The sequence below is a fragment of the Candidatus Dorea massiliensis AP6 genome, from assembly GCF_964245105.1.
Lineage (GTDB): Bacteria > Bacillota > Clostridia > Lachnospirales > Lachnospiraceae > Laedolimicola > Laedolimicola intestinihominis.
In genome coordinates, this window is sequence record NZ_CAXTKW010000004.1 from 25,030 (window position 1) to 47,154 (window position 22,125).

The following is a 22,125-nucleotide window of genomic DNA, read 5'->3' on the forward strand; positions in this document are numbered from 1 at the left end:
GTATGAGTGAGAACACAACTGTAAAAAAAGCTTCGAAAAAGGCCGTATTAAAAAGTTTTCTGAACTGGTTATTCATGGCGCACAGCTGTTACAACTATGAGCGTCTCCAGGGAATCGGTTTCCTGCATGCCATGGCTCCGATTATCAATGACATCTATGACAAGGACGATGTGGAAGGAAGAACGGAAGCTCTGCAGCGCCACACCGCATTTTTCAATACCGAGCCCCGTCTGGGAAGTATGATTGTAGGTCTGTGCGCGGCCATGGAGGAGCGTATCGCTTCCGGCGAGAAGGAACTGGCAGGCGAGGACGCCATGGCTTCTATCAAATATGGTCTGATGGGTCCCATTTCCGGAATCGGCGATACTTTTATCCAGGCGATTCTGTCTCCGCTGCTTCTGTCCATGGGCCTTGGTCTTGCCATCGATGGCAACCTCTTAGGGCCGGTGCTTTACCTGGTACTCTTTATTGGAATTATTCTGGTGCTTGGCTATGAGTGCTATATGCTTGGCTATAAAAAAGGCGACGAGGCGATTCTGAACTTTATTGAGAGCGGCGTTATCCGCAAGATTATCTCCGGAGCGGGTATTATGGGATGTACCGTAATGGGTGCGCTGGTAGCAAACTTTGTAAGCTTAAGCACAACGGTTTCTTTCGAAATGACTACAGGAACCTTTGATCTGCAGACCAATTTCTTCGACGCGATTATGCCGAAGATGCTTCCGATGGTACTGACGTTACTGGTATATACCGGTATGAAGAAAAAAGATATTTCCGCGCTGAAGATGATGGGAATTCTGATCGTTGTCGGTGCAGTGCTTGGTATTATCGGATTGATTTAAAACACGATGAAATGGAGGAATGAAGGATGGGGCACAGACCAAATCCGTACTATGTTCTGGAAGAAAAAAAGCTGACCATGCATAAAAGTACCCTGCAGGTAACCATGGGCGACGGCGCGCTGGAACAGCTGAAAAATTATACAGGCGGGAAAATCGCCATCATTCTGGACACCTACCTGATGACGACCCCGATGTTTCAGCGGTTGACCACAGAAATTTTGGCAGGAAAAGATTTCAAGGTTATCTGCGACGTGAAAGCAGAGCCTTCTTACGAAGCCATCGACCCGTTTATTCCGGTGATCCGCGAGTATGGACCGCGATATATCCTGGCCATTGGCGGCGGATCCACCATGGATACAGCCAAGGCGCTGTGGGCCTTCTACGAGTGCCCGGAGCTTACCTGGGACACGATTCTGACTGATTTACCGGACTTCCCGGGCAAGGCGACCCTGATTACGGTTCCCACCACCAGCGGAACCGGAGCGGAGGCCACCGGAGCGGCAGTCTATAAGAAATACGACGGAACCAAGGCATTATTAATCAATCAGAAAATCCGTCCGAAGGAAGCGTTCCTGGATTTCTCATTACTGGATTCCCTTCCGCCCAAGGTAATCGTAAATTCTGGCGTGGATGCGCTGGCCCATGTGGTGGGCGCATTATCCACCCAGAACTGTAATCAGCTGGATCATATGCTCTGCACCCAGACAGCCATTCAGATTCTGAGGGCATTGCCCAAATCCTATAAAGGGGATAAGGACGCCAGAGCGCTGATGCATGTGTGTGCGTACCTGGCCGGAGACGAGATAGAAAACGCAGGCGGTGGACTGGAGCATAAGCTGGATATGTTTGCGAAGGCTTATCATATTCCCCACGGCGAGGTTATCGGTATTTTCCTGCCCTACACCATGCTGTATCTGATAGAGCAGAATCATTATCTGGATATCGCAGAGCAGATGGGGATGCCGGGTGAGATGGCTTACGAGAAGCAGAGAAACCTGATTGATTATATCTGGAAATTATATGATGAACTGGGTATGCCGAAAACCTTGAAGGAGACGGGTATTCCGGAGGAAGAATTCTTCGCGAATCTGCCGCAGTACATCGAGATGGTAAAAGAGATCGGACACATCTACTGGATTGCCGGATTCAAGGGGGATGACAGTCTGGAGGGACTGTACAGGATGTCTTATTACGGATTAAAGGAGGAATAGAAAATGAAGGTTGTAGCAATTGTAGAGGAGCGGAAAACAGGAATCTTCGATATTCCCAAACCGGTGCCTGGACCGAATCAGGTTCTGATTCGCATCCATGCCTGCGCGCTGTGTACTTTTGAGCAACGTGTATTTACCCAGATGACGAAGAAAACGCTTCCCTATGTGGGCGGTCATGAGCTGGCCGGCGTGATCGAAGAAGTAGGAGCTGATGTGGATCCGAAGTTATTCCCGATAGGTTCTAAGGCGGCAGCCAGAGTATTGAAAAACTGTGGTGTCTGCTATTACTGCCGTCACGGTCAGGAGAATCTGTGTAAGGGCGCGTACGCAAAATCCGCAGCGGCGGCAGGCACCCTGACACCGAACGGCTTGGGCGAATATATTGCTGTGGACGCAAATCAGACCTTCCTGCTCTCGGATGATATCGCTTACGAGCAGGCCGTATTTGTAGAACCCTTTGCCTGTGTCCTGAACAGTATTGAACGTGGAAAAATCGAGCTGGGCGACGATGTGGTTGTGATCGGCGGCGGCGTTATGGGCATCCTGCATGTGATTGCGGCAAAAATGTCCGGCGCGAGAGTCATTTTGAGTGAGCCGGATCCGGCAAGAGAAAAAGTGGCGAAGAGCTATGGCGCAGATATTGTTCTGAATCCGAAGGAAGTAGACGTGGTGGCGGAAGTGAAAAAGCTGACCGGCGGAGAGGGCGCGAACGTTGTATTTAATACTACCCCGATTACGGCATTGACTTCTCAGGCCATTGAGATGACAGCTATGATGGGTCGGATGGTTCAGTACAGCTCCATGCATCCGGATAACCCCATCGAGGTAAGCCCGAACTACATCCACAATTCCGAGATTATTATCACCGGTTCCAAGAGCCCCAGCATCAAGGCCTTTGATACGTCTGCCCGCATTCTGTCCAAGAAGATTGTGGATCTGGCTCCGCTGTTGACTGAGAGCTATTCCATGGAAGAAGCGGACAAGGCCTTTGAACGTGCCTTAAGTCCGGAGACTTACCGTGTTATGATTCGTTTTTAAGACCCTCCTGCTCCTCCTGGTAAATGTATGCTTATGTTAGAAAGTGTGATACAATGATAAGAAAAAGACATAACGGACATCAGGAGGAGCAGACAATGGAAAAAGTGTATAAGTACAGCCGCGAGATCATCATCGTGACATTTCTTCTGAATACGCTTGCGGAGCTGGCTATGATTATGTCCTTATATACGCCGGTTTATAAGAAAGCGCGGGTATTGGCAGCACAGCTTCAGCTGGAACATGCAGCAGGGGCAGCACAGATTGTGGAGCAATATTACAAGACAGATTCTATCTGCATTGCGATTTGTCTGGCGCTGAATCTGGTTTTGATTCTTGTGATGTTTGTGCTCCATGAAAATGATGTCATCAGCCGGGACCGCCTGGTCAAGCAGTATGAAGCCCAGCTGACAGAAAAGAATAACGAAGTAATGCGATATGCAAAATATACATCGGTGGGACGTGTGACAACAGACATTATTCATCAGTGGAAACAGCCGCTGAACCGGCTGATGCTTTTAATTTCAAATCTGGAGGACAGCATTTTAAGCGGCGAGGAAGACGAGGTTACGGTTCTGGAATTGTCCGGAGAGGCAAAAGAGACCGTCAGGCTGCTTTCGGATACCATCACGGAATTCCGCAGCGTGCTGGCACACGACGGCTGCAACAGCTTCTTCAGTCTGGAGGAAGCCGTGCAGTACGTGCTGAATATCTTCGCCACGAGAATCCGGGAAAATAACATTCTCTGCGAAGTGCGGATAGAGGCGGATTTGGAGATATTCGGGAAAAAGAGTATTTTGATTCAGGCTATTATGAATCTGGTGGATAATGCGGTGGATGCTATCGTGGAACGGGAAGAAGAGACAACAGAAAAAAACTGGATCGGCGTCATTGAGATTGAGGGAAGAGAGACAGCTGATGGCATCATACTGTCGGTTTGGGATAACGCGGGAGGCATCAAAGAAAAGGATCAGAAAAAAATATTCGAGATGTACTGTTCCGGCAAAGGGGACAAGGGATCCGGATTGGGACTTCCAATAGCCAGAAATACCATACGAAAAGATTTTCACGGGGATCTGACGGTTCAGAACAGAGGAGAGGGCGTAGAATTCCTGATTACTCTGCCGAAATATGGAGGGTGAGTTATGGATAAGAAAAGCTATCTTTCAAATCTCAGAGTATTGTTGGTAGAGGACGATCTGGATACCTTACGTCAGATGGAAATCATGCTTCGCAGACGGTGCGGCAAGGTCTATACGGCCAATAACGGAAAGCTGGGAATTAAGGCGTACGAAAGCGTGGATCCGGATGTGATTATTACGGATTTGAAGATGCCGCTGATGGGCGGAATTGAGATGAGCCGGAAGATTCGGGAAACGGATCGGGAGACGCCGATTATTATTACGACGGCCTTTGACGATAAGGAGGTCATTTTGAAAGCAGTCGATGTGGGCATCAACAAGTACATTGTAAAGCCCATCGACACGGAGGCCCTTCTGGGCGCACTCAGTGAGGTATCAGTTCAGGTGCTGAAGATTCAGGACGGAATCCTGACGGGATCCGGACTGATTGTGGACAGAGAGGAAAAACTGAAAAAGGAGGCGGATATCAAGCAGATTTTTGCTACGCTTCTGAAAGAGGAGACAGGAAAGGGACCGCAGGTCGTAAAAGTATTTATTCAGGGAACCATTGTGAAGGTCACGCTGGATTCAGTTCTGACGAAAATGGAACTGAGCATGATAGCCAATGAGAAGAATTACCGCATGATCAGCTACACAAGAGAGGTATTCTACCTGGATCGGAAAGAGCGGATGGAAAAGGCCATGTCCGGGCAGCTGGGAATGGATGTGATGCTCCGGCATGTGACCTGCAACGCGAAAGAAAACAGGGACGACCTGCAGTTTGAACTTAAGATTTATTAGTCGGGAGGATAAGCTTATGTATATTTCTATGATAGAACTGATGAAAAAAGCGAGAGAAGGACATTACTGTGTGCCGGCGATAGCAGTGGAAAATGAGCATTCCGTGCGGGCGGCGATTCAGGCGGCTGAGGAAAAAAAATCTCCGCTGATCATGATTGCACTATATAAAGTAAACCCGGATATCCATTATTTTGGAAGAATTGTGGAAGATCTGGCTATCCGCGCGAAGGTGCCGGTGGCCATGTGCCAGGATCATGGCGGAACCTACGCGGAGGCCATGTGGGCCATACGCGCGGGCTTTACCGACGTGATGGTGGATCGTTCGACCCTTCCCTTTGAGGAAAATATCGCCCAGGTAAGCGAGATTGTAAAGGTAGCGCATGCAGTAGGCGTGGGCGTAGAAGCAGAGCTGGGTCATGTGGGTATGGCAAATCAGTACGAGACGGACGGAACCGGTGGCTTCACCGTTCCGGAGGAAGCAATTGAATTCGTAGAGCGGACAGGCGTGGACGCTCTGGCGGTCGCTATCGGAACAGCTCACGGCGTATACAGCGGCGTGCCGAAGCTCCAGTTTGATTTGCTGGCAGAGCTCCGGGAAAAGGTTCCGGTTCCGTTGGTACTGCATGGGGGCTCCGGTACCGGAGACGAGAACCTGAAGAAGGCCTGCCAGATGGGCATCTGCAAGCTGAATATCTCCAATGACCTGAAACGGGGCGCGATTGCGAACCTGAACGAGAAGTGCAAGGACGGCATGGGCGCTTACGCCATGTATCCGCTGCTGTATGAAGGCTACAAGAACGTGGCGGCCCATTATATGACGCTGTGCGGTTCAGAAGGAAAAGCATGAGAAGCCGGAAGCTGATTGCACCGGATTGGGAAAAACGATATGAAATATGCATATTTAATTATGGGACGTTACGATGAAAAAACGGACAGAGCAGAAATTCAGGATGGAAAAGCCCGGATTGTGGGGGTGAAGGATCTGGAAACAGCCTGCACAGTGGCGAACGAGCTGATAAAAGAAGGCGTAAATTGTATTGAGCTGTGCGGCGGTTTTGGCTCTGCAGGAGCGAAGGCAATCATAGAAGCCACCGGAAATGAGATCCCGATTGGATATATAACGCATCTGCCGGAGCAGGACGAATTGTACGCAAAGGTATTTTCTAAAAAGTAGTCCCGGATTTCCCGTTGCTTTTTAGCTGTAAAACAACTATAATAACCCTAAAGTCTAATACAGCGAGGTAACGGATTATGGAAAAGAAAAAAGTAGTAGTTGCTTTGGGACATAAAGCACTGGGAACCACATTGCCGGAGCAGCAGGTGGCAGTAAAGAATGCGGCGAAAGCTATCGCAGATCTGGTGGAGGAGGGCTGTCAGGTAGCCATCAGCCACAGCAACGCGCCCCAGGTGGGCATGATTCATACGGCTCTCAATGAGTTCGGAAAAGAGCACGAAAATTACACCTTCGCGCCCATGTCGGTCTGCTCGGCCATGAGCCAGGGCTATATCGGATATGACCTGCAGAACGCCATCCGGGAGGAGCTTCTGGGAAGAGGCATTCTGAAGACCGTCAGCACCATCATTACCCAGGTAGTGGTAGATCCCTACGACGAGGCATTTGCGGAGCCTATCAAGGTGATTGGCCGTTATATGACAAAAGAAGAGGCTGAGGCAGAAGAAGAGAAGGGCAACTTTGTAGTGGAGGAAGAAGGCAAGGGCTTCCGCCGTGTGGTTGCTGCTCCGAAGCCCACGGATATCGTGGAAATCGACGCGATCCGCACACTGCTGGACGCGGATCAGGTAGTCATCGCCTGCGGAGGCGGCGGAATTCCGGTGCTTCGCCAGCGCGGCCACTTAAAGGGTGCTAGCGCCGTCATTGAGAAGGATTATGCCAGCGGAAAACTGGCGGAGCTTCTGGATGCGGACATGCTGATGATTCTGACCGGAGAGAATAAGATCTGTATCAATTATGGTACAGACCGTGAGAAAGAGCTGGATAAGGTAACACCGGAAGAAGTGGAGTCCTACGCGGCAGCAGGACAGTTTCCGCGGGCGTCCGTACTTCCGAAGATGGCGGCAGGCGCTTCCTTTGTGGCAGGCCGTCCGGGCCGGGTGGCGGTGATTGCGGATCTGGCGAAGGCAAAAGAGGCCCTTCACGAGAAGACCGGAACAATTATCAGAGAGGCAAAGTAATTTATGTCTGCGAAGATACAGAAGATATGCGTCGGCTTATTTTCCGGCGGAGCGGCACTGGTGTGGCTGCGGGTCTGCTATATGGCCGCAGTTTCCTTAAATGAGACAAAGAAAATCGGTCTTCTGGCCCTGGGGCTTCTGGTGGTTTTCCTGTTTTTGACATTTCTGACAGAGAAATTGTCCGGGCGGCTTAAAAATGAAAAAAGATTCTGGCGGGGAGCGTCTCTGACGCTCCTGCTTTTGATGGCGGCAGGATTACTCTATTGCGGCTTACAGCTTCGGGTTTACCCGGGCTGGGATTTCGGCTCCGTCTACCAGGGAGCGGTGGAAATTGCGGAGGACGGCGCGTTTTCGGAAAGCAGCAACTGGTATTTTACTACCTATCCCAATAATGTGGCAGTCTGCATGTTCCTGGCCGTATTTTTTAAAATATTCGGGGGCTTATGCTCCTACATTACCCTGGGCGTGTTGCTGAATGTGGGTCTGATTGTGCTGGGCGTTGCGTTTCTGTTCCTGCTGGCTGAACAGCTCTATGGCGGTCGAATGGCATGGCTGGCTCTGGCAGCCTGCGCCTGCTTTCTGCCCTTCTATATGCATAGCGCGATTTTTTATACGGATACCTTTGCCCTGCCCTTCGTGACAGGCTGTTTTCTGTCCTATCAGCTTCGGAAGAAGGATGCCCGGTTCCTGCTTCTGACGGCAGCCGTGCTTGCGGTGGGATATAAGGTAAAGGGAAGCCTGGGCGTGATTCTGATAGCGCTTCTGATTCATATCTGGCTGGAAAAGGAGAAAGCGGCGGAACGGATGAAAAAGAGCTTATTGCTTCTAATCCCGTTTCTGGCTCTGGTAGGAGCGCTTACGGTAATTCCGCAGAAAATGCCCTTTTTTGACGCGACGGATTCCTATCAAAATGAATTCCCGGTGGAGCACTGGCTGGCGCTTGGACTGACCGGCGTGGGCGGCTACGACGCCAACGTGTACTGGATGACGGCTTCTGTGGAGGGAAAAGCGGAAAAACAGGAAACAGATCGTACATATATCAAAGAGAAACTGGAAGAATATGGAAGTGAAGGCCTGCGCCAGCATCTGGACAGCAAGATTGTATTTACCTGGGGCGACGGCGTATATTTCGCTCCCGAGAAGCTGAAGCGGGATCCTCTGCGGGAGAGCTGGCTTCATTCCCGGTTCCTGTATGACGGCGTGGATTACGCGAAAACTTACCGGTATTGCAATGCAGTACAGCTTCTTCTGCTTGGCGGAATCCTCTTGTCGCTGCTTGTGAATTTCTTCGGGAAATGCGAAACACGGGAGATACAGGCCATGCAGATAGCAGTCTTCGGCCTGTTCCTGTTCCTGCTGATCTGGGAAACCCGCTCCCGGTATCTTGTGAATTTTGTCCCGATATTCATTTTGCTGGGGATAGACGGAATTCAGGAAATCCGTTCTCTGCTTCCGATGAAAAAAAACGGGCAAATGAAAACAGAAAAACCGGATAAATAAGGAAAACAAAAATGAGTACAGGATGTGAAAATCCCGTACTCATTTTTTTGCTAAGCAAACGTATTATTTACTGCAGCCGTATCACCTGTTGGCCGGGAGCTGCGCCGAAGGCCTTCTGACAATACTGGTCAATGGCCTCATTTTCCGGATCCAGGTTGATGAAATATTCGTACTCCAGATCGATGGCGATATTGACGATATCCGCAAATTCATCCTCTGAGGAGACGTCCACATGAACGTCTACGGTGGGGGTGTAGAGCAGGTATTTGGTCAGATGGTAGACATATCCCATATCATCTTCCGGGATGCAGATCAGATAATCCTGATAATGCTCGATGTCATATTCGTCCATAAGACGCTCCATTTCCGCGCGGACAGGGTATTCGCCGGTTCGATGGAGAATGGATGTGGACATGCCGAGCTTCCGGTACACGAGAAGCAGAAGCAGCGTGCCGATTACCGCCAGGGGCAGCTTCTGCTCATCCAGCTCCCGCAGAAGGTAAAAGAGCGCGTAGGCAAAGCAGAACATGATAATCGTGCGGTAATAACGTCCATAGCCGGCCATGACCACGGCTTCGCCCTCCGGCATGGAGAACAGATACATACACAGATTACCAAGCTGGTAGAGGACGTAAACCACAGTCAGAAAGACAGCGCGTCCGAGCCAGGGGCGTACAGAAAGCTTATGCATAGCGCAGGCGGCCATAAAAACCGCAAGGACAAGAAGCAGAAGCAGAAGGCCGCGTCCGGCGATAAGCTGCTGCCGGAAAGCTTCTGTAATCCGGGAGATGGAACCGTCTGCCATTTTCTGCTGCATGTTGGCGAGATAGGCGGAAAGAGACATACTGTGGGGAGATGACTCTGCGGCGGCGAAGACATAGGCCACATGCTTTTTCCATAGCAGCAGTGTGAGAAGCGGAGCAAAAAATACGGTGTACCAGGAGCGGCGCGCGGGAGCGGAAGCAGTTTTCCCGTGACGGCATGCATGCCAGATCAGCTTACCGGCCAGCAGCGCCCAGAAGAAAATACCGGAATTCTTAATCAGAATCAGGGCGACGGCAGGCAGGACGGAAAGCCAGGCAGTCTGGTCTTCTGCTCCCAGCTCCTGCTCCAGAAGAAGAAGCGCGGCAGCTCCGGTAAGGGCCAGAAGCGCGTCCACAAGGAGTTCGGAAGGAACCGTATTGTAGCTCAGGAAAAACAGCGCGCTTCCCAGCATCAGGAGAATACCCGTAAACCTTTGCTTTCGGATACAGGAGAATAAGGGCAGGATCATGCTGAGGGACAGCATCACCTGTGCGAACATCTGACAGCCTTCCGATACGCGGGAGATCAGACAGCAGACGTAATAAATAAAAGATGAGCTTCCCAGCGGATAGGCCTGAAACAGGATGAGCGGATCCTGAAAGGTTGGGAAACGATCCGTCAGAAGCATCTGTTTTACGACCAGGGCCCAATGGGAAAAATTGTCATAGGAATTGAAAACCTGTCCTTTCAGCATCAGTAAAAAATAAAGACAGGACAGCGCGAAAAACACATAACCCGGGCAGAGAAAATCCCGGTACAGTCTGTGATCCCGAAGGGAAAGCACAGCCAGAAGAAGCCCTGCGCCGAATAAAAGCCAGACGGACAGAGAAAGCAGGTTCAGGATGCCTGCCGCAAACAGGACGCAAATCTGTCCGCAGAAGACGATGGCCGGAAGAAACTCGACCGGCAGCTTCGTTTTTTTATGCAGAACCGTCAGATAGCCAAAGGTGGAAAGGGCAAACAGCAGTACGCGCAGACCCAGCAGCAGAGTATTCATAACAAGCTCCTCCAGAAATTAAATAGTTTTGAAAATATAGCGGCGCTGTATCTGGTAATTGAGCAGGTACAGAACCGTGTCCACCACAATTTTAATCAGAGTGGGCGGAACCGGCAGGAAGGAAAAGAGGCTTACCAGACCGGCTGAGCAGAGCATAACGACCACGCAGAGGGCGTAATACTTCGGAAGCGTGGAGCCTGTGCTGCCCTTATCGGAAAAAACCAGCTTTTTATTGCAGGAATAATTGACCAGCGAGGAAATAATCCGCGCGATGACCGTGGCTTCCAGAATCCGGTATGCGCCTGCCGGGAGAAGCAGCTCCGCAGCCGTAAAGCAGACCAGATCCACCAGAGAGGAAAATAACGAGGATACGGCGTATTTCAAAAAGGTGCCAAACAGAATTCGGTATATTTTGATGGAATCTACCAGCGGATTAAAATGGGATTCGGAATTATTGTCCAGATAAACGGTGCTAATCTCCAGGGTGTGTACCGGGGTTTTGGAGAGGGCCGCGTCAGTCAGCATATTCATCTCATATTCGAAGCGCTCGCCGGAGAGCTGGCACATATGGGAAAGCAGATCCCAGGAAATTCCCCGGAGACCGGTCTGGGTATCGGTCACGGATACGCCGTACAAAAGCCGGAACAGGGAGCAGGTCAGAAGATTGCCGAAACGGCTGCGGAAGGGAACGTCATCCTGATGGAAATTGCGGCAGCCAAGCAGGAGAAAGCGATCCTCCTTCCGGTGAAGCTCCTCCATCTCCTGATCCATCCGCCGGATATCCGCTGCCAGATGCTGGCCGTCGGAGTCGGCGGTAATGACGCCCAGTCCCGCCCATTGCGGCTGCTCTAAAATATAGGCAAAGGCGTCCTTCAAAGCCCGTCCCTTGCCCTGATTGACCGTATGGGTCAGAATATGGCACTGGGGGTGCTCTGAGAGCTTTTCGAAGATTGGTTTATATTCGGAAGCGCTTCCGTCATCCACCAGAACCAGGTGTTCCGCGCCGGAAGCAATCAGCTGGTCCACATATTCCAGAAGGTGCGCCGGCGGATTCAGAGCCGGAATTACAAGAATGCTTTTCATTTGTGTTACCTCGTGTATGTAAATTAATAAATTTTAGACATGTGAATCGTGGAAATGCCGTACCATGCAGCCAGAGAGCTGTTACGGTAGTCGGAAGGATCCTCGGACAGCTCCTGCGGATCCAGCAAGGTCGGGCAGACCGAGAGATTGGGAACCCATACCTCGTCGGGCCCCTGGGTGATCAGAGAGTAGCGGTACAGGGTTTCCCGGTGATAGGTCTGCGCGTACTGCTTATGAAGGGAATCCGCTGCGGACAGTCCGGTAATGCAGTCCTTGTCGGAGAAAATCACAAGCGCAAAGAAGGCAAGGGCGAGACCGGTCAGAAAGCTTTTCTTCAAACCGGAAGAAACTGTAAAATCAGCAGCAGCCTTCGGGAAACGGGTACAGAGCCATCCGATGCAGTAGACCAGGTTCAGAAAGAACAGCAGGTAAAACAGCATACGCATAATATTTAAGGAGCGGCCAAAGATGTATGTGTGTCCCATGGAATACAGGGACGGCGTATAGGAGGCCGCCACCAGACAGAAGGAAAAGCCAAGGACGATTCCGGGAAGCGGAAAAGAAAAACGGCAGCCGGAAAGAGCCCGGAACAAAAAGGGAGCCAGAAGGACGGCAAAGAATATGACATAGAGATTTGTCCATTCTCCAATGCCCTTTACCGCATATACAAAGGAATAGTAAACAGCCTCCACAGGCCCCATAGAATCCAGCTGGGCGGCGATTCGGACAGCATTTCCGGGGGCGCTGACATTGATGAAAAAACCAATCAGCATAATCAGAAGCGGGAGTATGCTGCCCAGACCCCGTTTTTCATGGGCGGGAATGCAGAGGAGAAGCAATGCCAGCAGAATCACGGGAGAAAGCAGTCCGGTAATATAATTGGCTCCGCCGATGACAAAGGCCAGAAAACAACAGCACAGAAGGAAAAATATTCTTTTGGAACGCTTTTCTTCTTTTATATACAGGAGAAGCAGAGCGAAGAAAAACAGCATGCAGCTGTGCATGAATGTATAGTGCAGGGCTCCGTTGTACCAGTAAAGGGCAGATTTTCCTTCGTCAATCACATGGACGCAGAGAAACGAGAGCGCCAGGGAAAGCATCAGCCGCAGGCTTCGGGAAAGCGGAATATAACGGGTAAACAGAACGTGAAACAGAGAAAAAATACTTCCGATTACCATAAAAAGCATCAGAAATGTGGTCAGAAAATAAAGACGCTGACTGAAAATGACCGGCTGCAGCGACATCAGAAAGATAGAAGAATACGTTCCCTGCCAGGAAGTATAGTAGCCCTTTACATTGGAAACAGCCGCTGCGAGAACGGCAGAAAGAGAATGGGTATCAGTCCAGGCAAGGTGCGCCGCTACGCCGTACGCATAGTCATCTCCGGCGGGATGCGCGTAAAAGGCCAGTCTGCAGACCGGCAGAAGGCTGATAAGAAAAAGGGTAAGCATGATAAAACAAAGCTTTTCCGCAAGGGAAAGCTTTGCGATGGTATGACGGATTCGACGCGGCATGAAATTCTCTCCTCATTGGTTCATGATTCTATCTTATCTAAATATACCCAATCGACAAACCAATGTCAAACCATAAAATGGAAGAAATGCGTGTCAAACAGGCGTCAAATCTTAAAATCCTTGCCATGGACGGCAAATAATGCTATACTGCAAATAACTATGAAGAAAAATAAGAATAAAATCGGAGGATTTTTTAAAATGAGAACTTATCTTGTAACCGGAGGAGCCGGCTTCATCGGTTCCAACTACATTCACTACATGTTCCGCAAGTACGGCGACACGATCCGCATCATCAACGTGGACGCGCTGACCTACGCAGGCAACCTGGAGAACTTAAAGGACATCGAGGATCGGGACAACTACACCTTTATCAAGGCAGATATCCGCGATCGCGAGGCCATTGAGAAGATCTTTGCGGAAAATGACATCGACCGCGTGGTACATTTCGCGGCAGAGAGCCATGTGGACCGCAGTATCGTGAACCCGGAGATCTTTGTAGAGACCAACGTACTGGGCACCCTGGTAATGCTGAACGCGGCAAAGAAAGCCTGGGAGCTGCCGGACGGCACCTTCAAGGCAGACAAGAAATTCCTGCATGTATCCACAGACGAGGTATACGGATCTCTGGAAGAGGGCGACACTTATTTCTATGAGACCACCCCTATCGATCCGCACAGCCCCTACTCCGCAAGCAAGGCATCCTCTGATATGCTGGTAAAGGCATACTGGGATACCTACCGCTTCCCCATGAACATCACCAACTGCAGCAATAACTACGGTCCGTATCAGTTCCCGGAGAAGCTGATCCCGCTGATTATCAACAACGCTCTGCAGGGCAAGAAACTCCCGGTATACGGCGACGGCAAGAATGTACGCGACTGGCTGTATGTGGATGATCACGCCAAGGCCATCGACATGGTACAGGAAAATGGCCGCCTGGGCGAGCGCTACAACATCGGCGGACACAATGAGAAGCAGAACATCGAGATTATCAATATCATCCTGGAGACCCTGCAGGAGATGCTGCCGGACGAGGATCCGAGAAAGAAGCTGGTAAGCAAGGATCTGATCACCTACGTGACAGACCGTAAGGGTCATGACCGTCGTTACGCCATCGCTCCGGACAAGATCAAAGAGGAGATTGGCTGGTATCCGGAGACCATGTTCAAGGACGGTATCCGTCTGACCATCCAGTGGTTCTTTGAGCATGAGGACTGGATGAAGAACGTGACCAGCGGCGACTATCAGAAATACTACGAAGATATGTATAAAAATAAGTAATAAACAGGGAGAAAATTACAAATGAAGGGAATTATTCTGGCCGGAGGTTCCGGAACAAGACTTTATCCGCTGACAAAGGCGATTTCCAAGCAGATTATGCCGGTATATGACAAGCCGATGATCTATTACCCGCTGTCCACGCTGATGCTGGCAGGCATCCGCGAGGTGCTGATTATCTCCACACCCCGGGATCTGCCCATTTTCGAGGATCTTCTGGGAGACGGTTCCCAGCTGGGCATGAAGATGAGTTATGCCGTACAGGAGAGCCCCAGAGGACTGGCTGACGCGTTTATTATCGGTGAGAAATTCATCGGCGACGACCGTGTAGCCCTGGTTCTGGGAGACAATATCTTCTATGGACAGAGCTTCTCCAGAGTTCTGAAGAACGCGGCGGAGCGCGAGACCGGCGCTACCATCTTCGGTTATTATGTAAAGGATCCCCGGGAGTACGGTGTGGTAGAATTTGACGAGCAGGGCAAGGCTCTTTCCATCGAGGAGAAGCCGCAGAACCCCAAGTCCAACTACGCGGTTCCGGGCCTGTATTTCTACGACAACGACGTGGTAGAGATTGCCAAGAATGTAAAGCCGTCCGCGCGCGGTGAGATCGAGATCACCAGTATCAACAACGAGTATCTGCGCCGTGGAACTCTGCAGGTAGAGACTCTGGGACGCGGCTTCGCATGGCTGGATACCGGCAATCACGATGCCCTTTTGGACGCGGCGGATTTCGTAGCAGCCTTCCAGAAGCGCCAGGGCATGTACATCTCCTGTATTGAGGAGATCGCGTACCGCCGCGGCTTTATCGACAAGGAACAGCTGGTGAAGCTGGCACAGCCGCTTCTGAAGACAGCATACGGCCAGTATCTGATCGATGTGGCCAACGGATTATAAATTTTTCAAATAGCTTACAAGGGAGACAATGAAAAATGGGAAAGATTACAGTTGAGACCTGCCCGATCGAAGGTCTGAAGGTGATTACTCCGACCGTATTCGGCGACGAGCGCGGTTATTTCATGGAGACATACAACTACAACGATTACAGGGAAGCAGGCATTGATATGCCCTTTGTACAGGACAACCAGTCCGCGTCCAAGAAGGGCGTACTGCGCGGCCTGCATTTCCAGATTAACCATCCCCAGGATAAGATCGTGCGCGTGGTAAGCGGCGAAGTGTTCGACGTGGCCGTAGACCTGCGCGAGGGATCCGCCACCTACGGACAGTGGTACGGCGTACTGCTTTCCGCGGAAAATAAAAAGCAGTTCTTCATCCCGAAGAATTTCGCCCACGGCTTCCTGGTGCTGTCCGATTACGCGGAGTTCGCGTACAAGTGCACCGATTTCTATCATCCGAATGATGAGGGCGGTCTGCTGTGGAGCGACCCGGATATCGGCGTGGAGTGGCCGATCCCGGAGGGAATGGAACTGACAATTTCTGAGAAGGATCAGAAATGGGGCGGAATTAAGGAGTTGAAGAAATAAGATGAGTGAGAGTGTACAGCTGACAGCAGAGGTATTTATTGATACAGGTAAGGATTTCCGTCCGGAGGATTCCCTGACAGTGCCCTATACCTGTGCCCTGGGTGAGACCGTAACTCTGGACTTTGACCTGACAGGCTTTGAGCACACCTGTGGCTTCCGGTTTGACCCGCTGCTGGAGGACAGTAGCATGGTGAAGCTGGAGAACCTGGCCCTGACCTATGAGGATGACGAGACCAGACAGATTGAGATGGAGCGGATCAAGACCAACAGTGATGTGGATTTTGATCCCATCTTCGTCTATCTGCATAACGACCCGAAGTTTTTTGTGGACGAGGCTCTGTGCCTGAAGCTTAAAAGCGCGAAGGTGACCTTCCGTGTACTGGAGCTGGGCAATGACAAGAAGGAATACTGGCAGGAGATCAAGAAGCACAGTGTTTCCGAGAAGGAGAAGGCGCAGCTTCTGGGCAAACTGGATATCGCCATGAAGGAAAATCATGCCCTGGAGAAGGAAAATAAGCGGCTGAAGGTGGAGGCTGAGGATATCTATTCCTCCGGCATCTGGAAGCTGCAGCATGACGCTCAGGGTCCCATGAAGGTGATTTTCGGCAAGGGCAATATTCTGACCTTCCTGGCAGCTGTCTATCTGGCTCTCTGCAGTGAGCTGTTCATCTTTAATAACGCTTATTATTCCACACCGCGGCCCAACGACCAGGTGCTGTGCTTCAGCTTTTTACGCTTCGGCATGGTATTCTTAGGAGCCTTTGTGCTGATTGCCGTGATCAACCGCGTGATTCAGAAAGGATACCGCCGTGAGCTTGATTAGTGTCTTTGTCAAATACAGAGCCCTCATTGACCAGCTGGTCCAGAGGGATATCAAAACCAAATACCGGCGCTCTGTGCTGGGACTTCTTTGGACGGTGCTGAATCCTCTTCTGATGATGACAGTACTGTCTATTGTATTTTCCTACTTTTTCTCCCGTTACGGAGATGTGGAGAATTTCCCGGTATATTTGTTGTGCGGCCAGGTCATCTTCAACTTCTTTAATGAATCGACCAGTATCGCCATGGGCTCCATCGTCCACAGCGGCGAACTGATTAAAAAGGTGTATGTGCCGAAATATCTGTTTCCGATCACCAAGGTTATGTCCAGCGGCGTCAACCTGCTGTCTTCCATGATTGCGCTGGTAATTGTGATGGTGGCTACACGCTCCCGTGTGACGCCGACGGTGCTTCTGGCGGTATTTCCACTTTTGTATGTACTTTTGTTTTCCACAGGCGTGAGTCTGTTTTTATCTGCGGCTGCAGTAAGCTTCCGTGATTTAATGCATTTGTACAGTGTTGTGACCACAGCATGGATGTATCTGACTCCGGTCATTTACCCCATGTCCATCCTGGACGGCGCGCCCAAGTGGGCAGTCTTTATCATCAATGCCAATCCATTGACTGCGTTTATCAAGATTTTCCGCGCAGTGGTGCTGGATGGTGTGACAGCGCCCTGGATTCTCCATGTGCAGAGTATCGTATGGTGCGTGATTGCGCTGGTGATTGGTTCCCTGGTATTTAAGAAATCCCAGGATAAGTTTATTCTGAAGATATAGGAGAGCAGTATGAAGTTAGAAAATGCCATAGAAGTCAAAGACGTATCCATGTGCTTCAACCTCTCCAGAGAAAAGGTGGACAGCATCAAGGAATACGTGATCAAGATGCTGAAGCGCCAGCTCTTTTACGAGGAGTTCTGGGCGCTGAACGATGTGAGCTTCGAGATTCGAAAGGGCGATTCCGTGGGTCTCATCGGCATGAACGGCTCGGGAAAGAGTACCATGCTGAAGATCATCGCGGGAGTTTTAAAGCCCACCAAGGGTACGGTGGAGACCACCGGAACCATCGCCCCCATGATTGAGCTGGGAGCAGGCTTTGACCACGATCTGACCGCCCGGGAGAATATCTTCCTGAACGGCGCCCTCATCGGCTATTCCCAGGAGATGCTGGAGGAGCGGTTCGACGATATTATCTCGTTCGCGGGGCTGGAGCGCTTCGTGGATGTGCCTATCAAGAATTTTTCATCCGGTATGCTGGCCCGCCTTGGATTTTCCATCGCGACCATCGTAGACGCGGACATTCTGATCATCGACGAGATTCTGTCTGTCGGCGATTATCAGTTCCAGAATAAATGTAAAAAGCGTATCCGGGAAATGATGGATCGCAATACTACGGTTCTTTTTGTGTCCCACAGTATCGAGCAGGTCAAAGAAATCTGCAATAAAGCCATCTGGATTGACCGGGGACACGTGCGGATGATTGGCGAGGCGGAGGAAGTCTGCGACGCCTATGAGGATCCGAACGCGAAGGAGTAAATAACGAGGAAAGTTATGGAGCAGAATATGGATCAGGAACAAATGGATTATAAAAAACTTTACGAGGCAGAACGGGAAAAGACCGAGGTCCTGGTGAGTAAAATTGAGGAGTCCGAAAAGGAGATTGAGGAGCTGAATTTCAAGCTGGACCGCATCAAGGGCAGCTTTGCCTGGAAGCTGGCGATACCCCTCCGGAAGGGTCTTCATTTCTATGAGAAAACCAGAGATCGTCTGACACGCTATGGTTCTATTCCGGGCATTATGCGAAAGGTTCGCAGTAAGCTTCAGGAGCGAAAGAATATGAAGCGCCACGGCACTGCCAGCTTTCCGAGTCCGGAGGAAGCGAAAGCCCAGCGTGAGACCGTATTTCCAAGGATGATTAAGTTCAGTATTCTGACGCCTCTTTACAATACGCCGGAGAAGTTTCTGACAGAGCTTCTGGACTGCGTACAGGCTCAGACTTACCAGAACTGGGAGCTGTGTCTGGCGGACGGCAGCGACAGTGAGCATGTCTACGTGGGTGAGATCTGCAAGAGATACGCGGAGAAGGATCCGCGTATCAAATATCAGGTGCTGGAGCACAACGAGGGGATCTCCGGCAACACCAACGAGTGCCTGAAAATGGCCACCGGCGAGTATATCGCCCTGCTGGACCACGATGATATTCTGCATCCGGCGGTGCTTTTCGAATACGCAAAGGTCATCAATGAGAAAAATGCAGATTATATCTACTGCGATGAGATCACCTTTGAGGGCGACAGCATTGACCACATGATCGTGCTGCACTTCAAGCCGGATTTCGCCATCGACAATCTGCGCGGCAATAACTACATCTGTCATTTTTCTGCCTTTTCCAGACATCTGCTGGACGAGACAGGCGTCTTCCGGAGCCAGTATGACGGAAGCCAGGATCACGATATGATCCTGCGGCTGACCGGCAAAGCGAAGCTGGTGTACCATGTGCCGAAGGCCCTTTACTACTGGCGCTCCCATAAGGCCAGTGTGGCACAGGATATCAACGCCAAGACCTATGCGGTGGACGCGGCCAAGCGTGCGGTTCACGATCACATCATGGATGTATACGGTATGGACGTAAAGGTGGAGAGCACCCGGGCGTTCCCGACGATTTTCCGGATCCGCTATCCGCTGCTGGAGCGTCCCCTGATCTCCATCGTGATTCCGAATAAGGATCATATGGAGGATCTGTCCCGCTGCGTGGAGTCCATCGTCAATAAGTCCACCTATGAGAATTACGAGATTGTCATTGTGGAGAATAACAGCGAGACAAAAGAGATCTTTGATTACTATAAAGCCCTGGAGCACAATCCGAAGATCCGGATCGTCAAATATGAGGGCGAATTTAATTATGCCAAAATCAACAATTTCGGCGTAAGATTTACCAACGGCAAGTACGTGCTGCTCCTGAACAACGACATGAAGGTTATCACCAGAGACTGGATGGAGGAGCTTCTGATGTACGCCCAGCGGCCCGACGTGGCTGCGGTGGGCGGCAAGCTGTACTATGCGGACAACACCATTCAGCATGCGGGCATCGTTATCGGCCTTGGCGCTCACCGGGCGGCAGGCCACACCCATTATAAGGATGACAAGATGCATCTGGGCTATATGGGACGTCTGTGCTACGCCCAGGATGTGACGGCTGTGACCGGCGCGTGCCTTCTGGTCAGCCGCGCCCAGTACGACGAGGTGGGCGGCCTGGACGAGGAGTTCCGGGTAGCCTTCAACGATGTGGACTTCTGTCTGAAGCTGCGCCACGCGGGATATCTGAATGTGTTTACGCCCTTTGCGGAGCTGTATCACTATGAATCCAAGACCCGTGGTATGGAAGAGGGCGAGAAGCAGAAGCGCTTCCAGCAGGAGGTAGACATGTTCCGCCGGAAGTGGAAGGCGGATCTGGATGCGGGGGATCCCTATTTTAACCCGAATTTCTCACTGGATTATTCGGATTATACGATTAAATAACTGGTTTTATTAGGAGAACATTTTGAGCAAAAAGCAGATCACACAGAACAGCATAGCGGTGCTTGCAGCCTTCCTGGCTGTGTGCGGGATCAATTTCCTGTATCAGATCCGGGGCACGAGTACCATGCTGTCCAACAGTGTGACGGCCATGCTGATGTTCGGTGCGTTTACTTACGTGGGTGCGCAGTTCCTGAAAAAAGCGGTAAATGCCAGACTTTTGGTTTATGGCGCGGCGGGCGGTATGATGTTCGCAGCGTTTGCCGCCTGGGGGTTTTCGCTGAATTATACGGATACGATCTGGAATCCGCAGGTGTTTCCGGCCTTTGCAGCCTTAAGTCCGTTTTTTACCATCTGTGTGAGCGCAGGGCTGCGGGTATTGGCAGGCGTGTCAGAAAAGAAAGCGTCTGTTAAAGCAGGAACAGAAGGAATACAACAAAAAAACGGAGCAATGGAAGCAGAGGAAACGGACGGATTGACGGGTGTGCATATGAGCGAGGCGGACGGTCCGATAGCCTACTTTATCGCCTACAGCTTCCCGGTACGGAAGTTTTACTGGTTCTGCTTTGCCGTACTCTTTTTATCTTGGATTCCGGTGCTTCTGGCCTCCTGGCCGGGAATTTTCTCCTATGACTGCGGCTGGCAGCTGGCGGCGGTGGCCGATCACGCATGGACTGCCCATCACCCGATACTCCATACAGCCATGCTGTGGCTGACGAGACAGCTCGGAAGGGCGCTCACCGGCTCCAATCAGGCCGGAGCGTTTATCTATTCCCTGCTTCAGATGGTTATCCTGTCTGCGTTATACGCGGACGTCTGCCTCTACCTGCGGCAGAAAAAAGCGCCGAAATGGCTGTGGGTCGGCGCGCTTGTATTTCTGGGTTTTCATCCGGTCAACAGCCTGATGGCTCTGTGCGCCACCAAGGATTCGATTTTTACCGCGGTCTTCGCGGTGTTTGTGGTACAGCTTTTACGCATGGCAGAGTACCCGGAGATATTTTTTGCGTCCGGGCGCAGACAGATTCTTTTCTGTGTCAATGTATTTTTCCTGTATGCCTTCCGCAATAACGGTCTGCATACGTTTCTGTTCTGCATCCCTTTTCTTCTGTGGGCATTCCGCAGATACTGGAAGAAAATGCTGCTGCTCTGCGTGATTTGCTTAGGGCTATACGGGGGCTATACCGGCCCGGTCTACAGCGCCCTTGGCATTCAGCCGGGAGACGCCCGGGAGATGTGCAGCGTCCTGATGCAGTCCGCCGCCCGTGTATACAATCTGGATTACCAGGGACTGACGGAAGAACAGAAAGAAGGAATCCTTGCCATGATTGACGAGGAGGGCCTGAATACCTATATGTCCCGGTTTGCCGATCCGGTGAAGGCTTATTTTCACGGAAGCGAATTCGCTGAGAATCCCATGCCTTTCTTAAAGACCTGGGTCAGTGTGGGAATGACCCACAAGAAAATGTATATCGACTCATTCCTGGTGGGAACCTTCGGATACTGGTATCCGGGCAATTCCATCGAGGAGACGGACAAGGGCAAGGATTACTTTGAATATGACTGCAAGGAATTCCGGGAGGACGTGGATGTGACCATGGAATCCAAAATCCCGGTCCTTTCAGAATTTTATAGAAAAATCGGAAATGAAGCCTCTTTCCAGAAGGCTCCGGTTATCGCGGCCACCTTTAATCTGGGGTTTTACACCTGGTTATGGCTGTTTACCATACTGGTGCTTCTGTATGCGCGGCAGTGGAAGCAGCTGATTGTGATGGCGCCCTTTACCGGCTATTTCCTGACGAACCTTCTGGGTCCTGTGGTGAAAATGCGGTATCACTACCCGTTTATCGCCTGCATGCCGCTGATGCTGTATCTGCTGTGGCGTGTATACAAAGAGAAAAAGAGTCAGGCAGAAACAGATTTTTAAAGACGGA

20 protein-coding genes are annotated in these 22,125 nt (G+C 50.9%); 17 read left to right on the forward strand and 3 right to left on the reverse strand.

Annotated features, from left to right (window positions below):
• Positions 1 to 2 precede the first annotated feature (2 nt).
• From ACESZP_RS05335 to ACESZP_RS05375, 9 genes are all read left to right on the forward strand, one after another.
• Positions 3 to 842, forward strand: a complete 840-nt coding sequence (locus tag ACESZP_RS05335; RefSeq protein ID WP_178038487.1) for a PTS system mannose/fructose/sorbose family transporter subunit IID — start codon at positions 3 to 5, stop codon at positions 840 to 842.
• Between the two features lie 26 nt (positions 843 to 868).
• Complete coding sequence (locus ACESZP_RS05340) at positions 869 to 2,053, forward strand: iron-containing alcohol dehydrogenase (protein WP_178038486.1); 1,185 nt, start codon at positions 869 to 871, stop codon at positions 2,051 to 2,053.
• A 3-nt stretch (positions 2,054 to 2,056) separates the two neighbouring features.
• Positions 2,057 to 3,091, forward strand: a complete 1,035-nt coding sequence (locus ACESZP_RS05345; protein WP_178038485.1) for a zinc-binding dehydrogenase — start codon at positions 2,057 to 2,059, stop codon at positions 3,089 to 3,091.
• A gap of 95 nt (positions 3,092 to 3,186) precedes the next feature.
• Positions 3,187 to 4,230, forward strand: coding sequence for a sensor histidine kinase (locus tag ACESZP_RS05350; RefSeq protein WP_499708262.1), 1,044 nt, complete (start codon positions 3,187 to 3,189; stop codon positions 4,228 to 4,230).
• A 3-nt stretch (positions 4,231 to 4,233) separates the two neighbouring features.
• Positions 4,234 to 5,010, forward strand: a complete 777-nt coding sequence (locus ACESZP_RS05355; protein WP_178038483.1) for a Na-translocating system protein MpsC family protein — start codon at positions 4,234 to 4,236, stop codon at positions 5,008 to 5,010.
• A 16-nt stretch (positions 5,011 to 5,026) separates the two neighbouring features.
• Positions 5,027 to 5,857, forward strand: coding sequence for a class II fructose-bisphosphate aldolase (locus ACESZP_RS05360; protein WP_178038482.1), 831 nt, complete (start codon positions 5,027 to 5,029; stop codon positions 5,855 to 5,857).
• A gap of 39 nt (positions 5,858 to 5,896) precedes the next feature.
• Positions 5,897 to 6,184 carry a DUF6506 family protein gene (locus tag ACESZP_RS05365; RefSeq protein WP_178038481.1) on the forward strand — a complete coding sequence of 96 codons (288 nt, stop codon included), beginning with the start codon at positions 5,897 to 5,899 and terminating at the stop codon, positions 6,182 to 6,184.
• 77 nt (positions 6,185 to 6,261) lie between these two features.
• The gene (arcC, locus tag ACESZP_RS05370) at positions 6,262 to 7,203 is read left to right on the forward strand and encodes a carbamate kinase (RefSeq protein ID WP_178038480.1); all 942 of its coding nucleotides are present in this window, start codon (positions 6,262 to 6,264) and stop codon (positions 7,201 to 7,203) included.
• 3 nt (positions 7,204 to 7,206) lie between these two features.
• A complete protein-coding gene (locus tag ACESZP_RS05375; RefSeq protein WP_499708263.1) occupies positions 7,207 to 8,703 on the forward strand; it encodes a glycosyltransferase-like membrane protein in 1,497 nt (498 codons plus the stop codon).
• A gap of 67 nt (positions 8,704 to 8,770) precedes the next feature.
• Here the strand turns inward: ACESZP_RS05375 and ACESZP_RS05380 are convergent, their stop codons facing one another.
• The 3 genes from ACESZP_RS05380 to ACESZP_RS05390 are packed head-to-tail and all read right to left on the reverse strand — an operon-like array spanning position 8,771 to position 13,101.
• Positions 8,771 to 10,504 carry a hypothetical protein gene (locus tag ACESZP_RS05380; RefSeq protein ID WP_499708264.1) on the reverse strand — a complete coding sequence of 578 codons (1,734 nt, stop codon included), beginning with the start codon at positions 10,502 to 10,504 and terminating at the stop codon, positions 8,771 to 8,773.
• Positions 10,505 to 10,522: 18 nt separating this feature from the next.
• Entirely contained in the window at positions 10,523 to 11,587 is a 1,065-nt protein-coding gene (locus ACESZP_RS05385) for a GtrA family protein (RefSeq protein ID WP_499708265.1), read from the reverse strand.
• 23 nt (positions 11,588 to 11,610) lie between these two features.
• The gene (locus tag ACESZP_RS05390; RefSeq protein ID WP_499708266.1) at positions 11,611 to 13,101 is read right to left on the reverse strand and encodes a DUF6056 family protein; all 1,491 of its coding nucleotides are present in this window, start codon (positions 13,099 to 13,101) and stop codon (positions 11,611 to 11,613) included.
• Positions 13,102 to 13,299: 198 nt separating this feature from the next.
• Between ACESZP_RS05390 and rfbB the strand changes: the two genes are divergently transcribed.
• Genes rfbB through ACESZP_RS05430 form a run of 8 tightly spaced genes read left to right on the forward strand, consistent with a single transcriptional unit; the run spans position 13,300 to position 22,118 of the window.
• Complete coding sequence (gene rfbB, locus ACESZP_RS05395; protein WP_178038475.1) at positions 13,300 to 14,382, forward strand: dTDP-glucose 4,6-dehydratase; 1,083 nt, start codon at positions 13,300 to 13,302, stop codon at positions 14,380 to 14,382.
• 21 nt (positions 14,383 to 14,403) lie between these two features.
• Positions 14,404 to 15,273: a glucose-1-phosphate thymidylyltransferase RfbA gene (rfbA, locus tag ACESZP_RS05400; protein WP_178038474.1), complete on the forward strand. Its 870-nt coding sequence runs from the start codon at positions 14,404 to 14,406 to the stop codon at positions 15,271 to 15,273.
• 35 nt (positions 15,274 to 15,308) lie between these two features.
• On the forward strand, positions 15,309 to 15,860 hold the full coding sequence (gene rfbC, locus ACESZP_RS05405) for a dTDP-4-dehydrorhamnose 3,5-epimerase (RefSeq protein ID WP_178038473.1): 552 nt from the start codon (positions 15,309 to 15,311) through the stop codon (positions 15,858 to 15,860).
• A gap of 1 nt (position 15,861) precedes the next feature.
• A complete protein-coding gene (locus ACESZP_RS05410) occupies positions 15,862 to 16,683 on the forward strand; it encodes a hypothetical protein (protein WP_499708267.1) in 822 nt (273 codons plus the stop codon).
• Positions 16,670 to 17,458 (forward strand): ABC transporter permease, encoded by a 789-nt coding sequence (locus tag ACESZP_RS05415; RefSeq protein WP_499708268.1) that lies wholly within the window; start codon positions 16,670 to 16,672, stop codon positions 17,456 to 17,458. Before ACESZP_RS05410 ends, ACESZP_RS05415 begins: the two co-directional genes overlap by 14 nt.
• A 9-nt stretch (positions 17,459 to 17,467) precedes the next feature.
• Complete coding sequence (locus ACESZP_RS05420) at positions 17,468 to 18,214, forward strand: ATP-binding cassette domain-containing protein (protein WP_178038471.1); 747 nt, start codon at positions 17,468 to 17,470, stop codon at positions 18,212 to 18,214.
• A 15-nt stretch (positions 18,215 to 18,229) separates the two neighbouring features.
• A complete protein-coding gene (locus ACESZP_RS05425; RefSeq protein ID WP_499708269.1) occupies positions 18,230 to 20,197 on the forward strand; it encodes a glycosyltransferase family 2 protein in 1,968 nt (655 codons plus the stop codon).
• Positions 20,198 to 20,219: 22 nt separating this feature from the next.
• On the forward strand, positions 20,220 to 22,118 hold the full coding sequence (locus tag ACESZP_RS05430; RefSeq protein ID WP_499708270.1) for a DUF6020 family protein: 1,899 nt from the start codon (positions 20,220 to 20,222) through the stop codon (positions 22,116 to 22,118).
• Positions 22,119 to 22,125 lie beyond the last annotated feature (7 nt).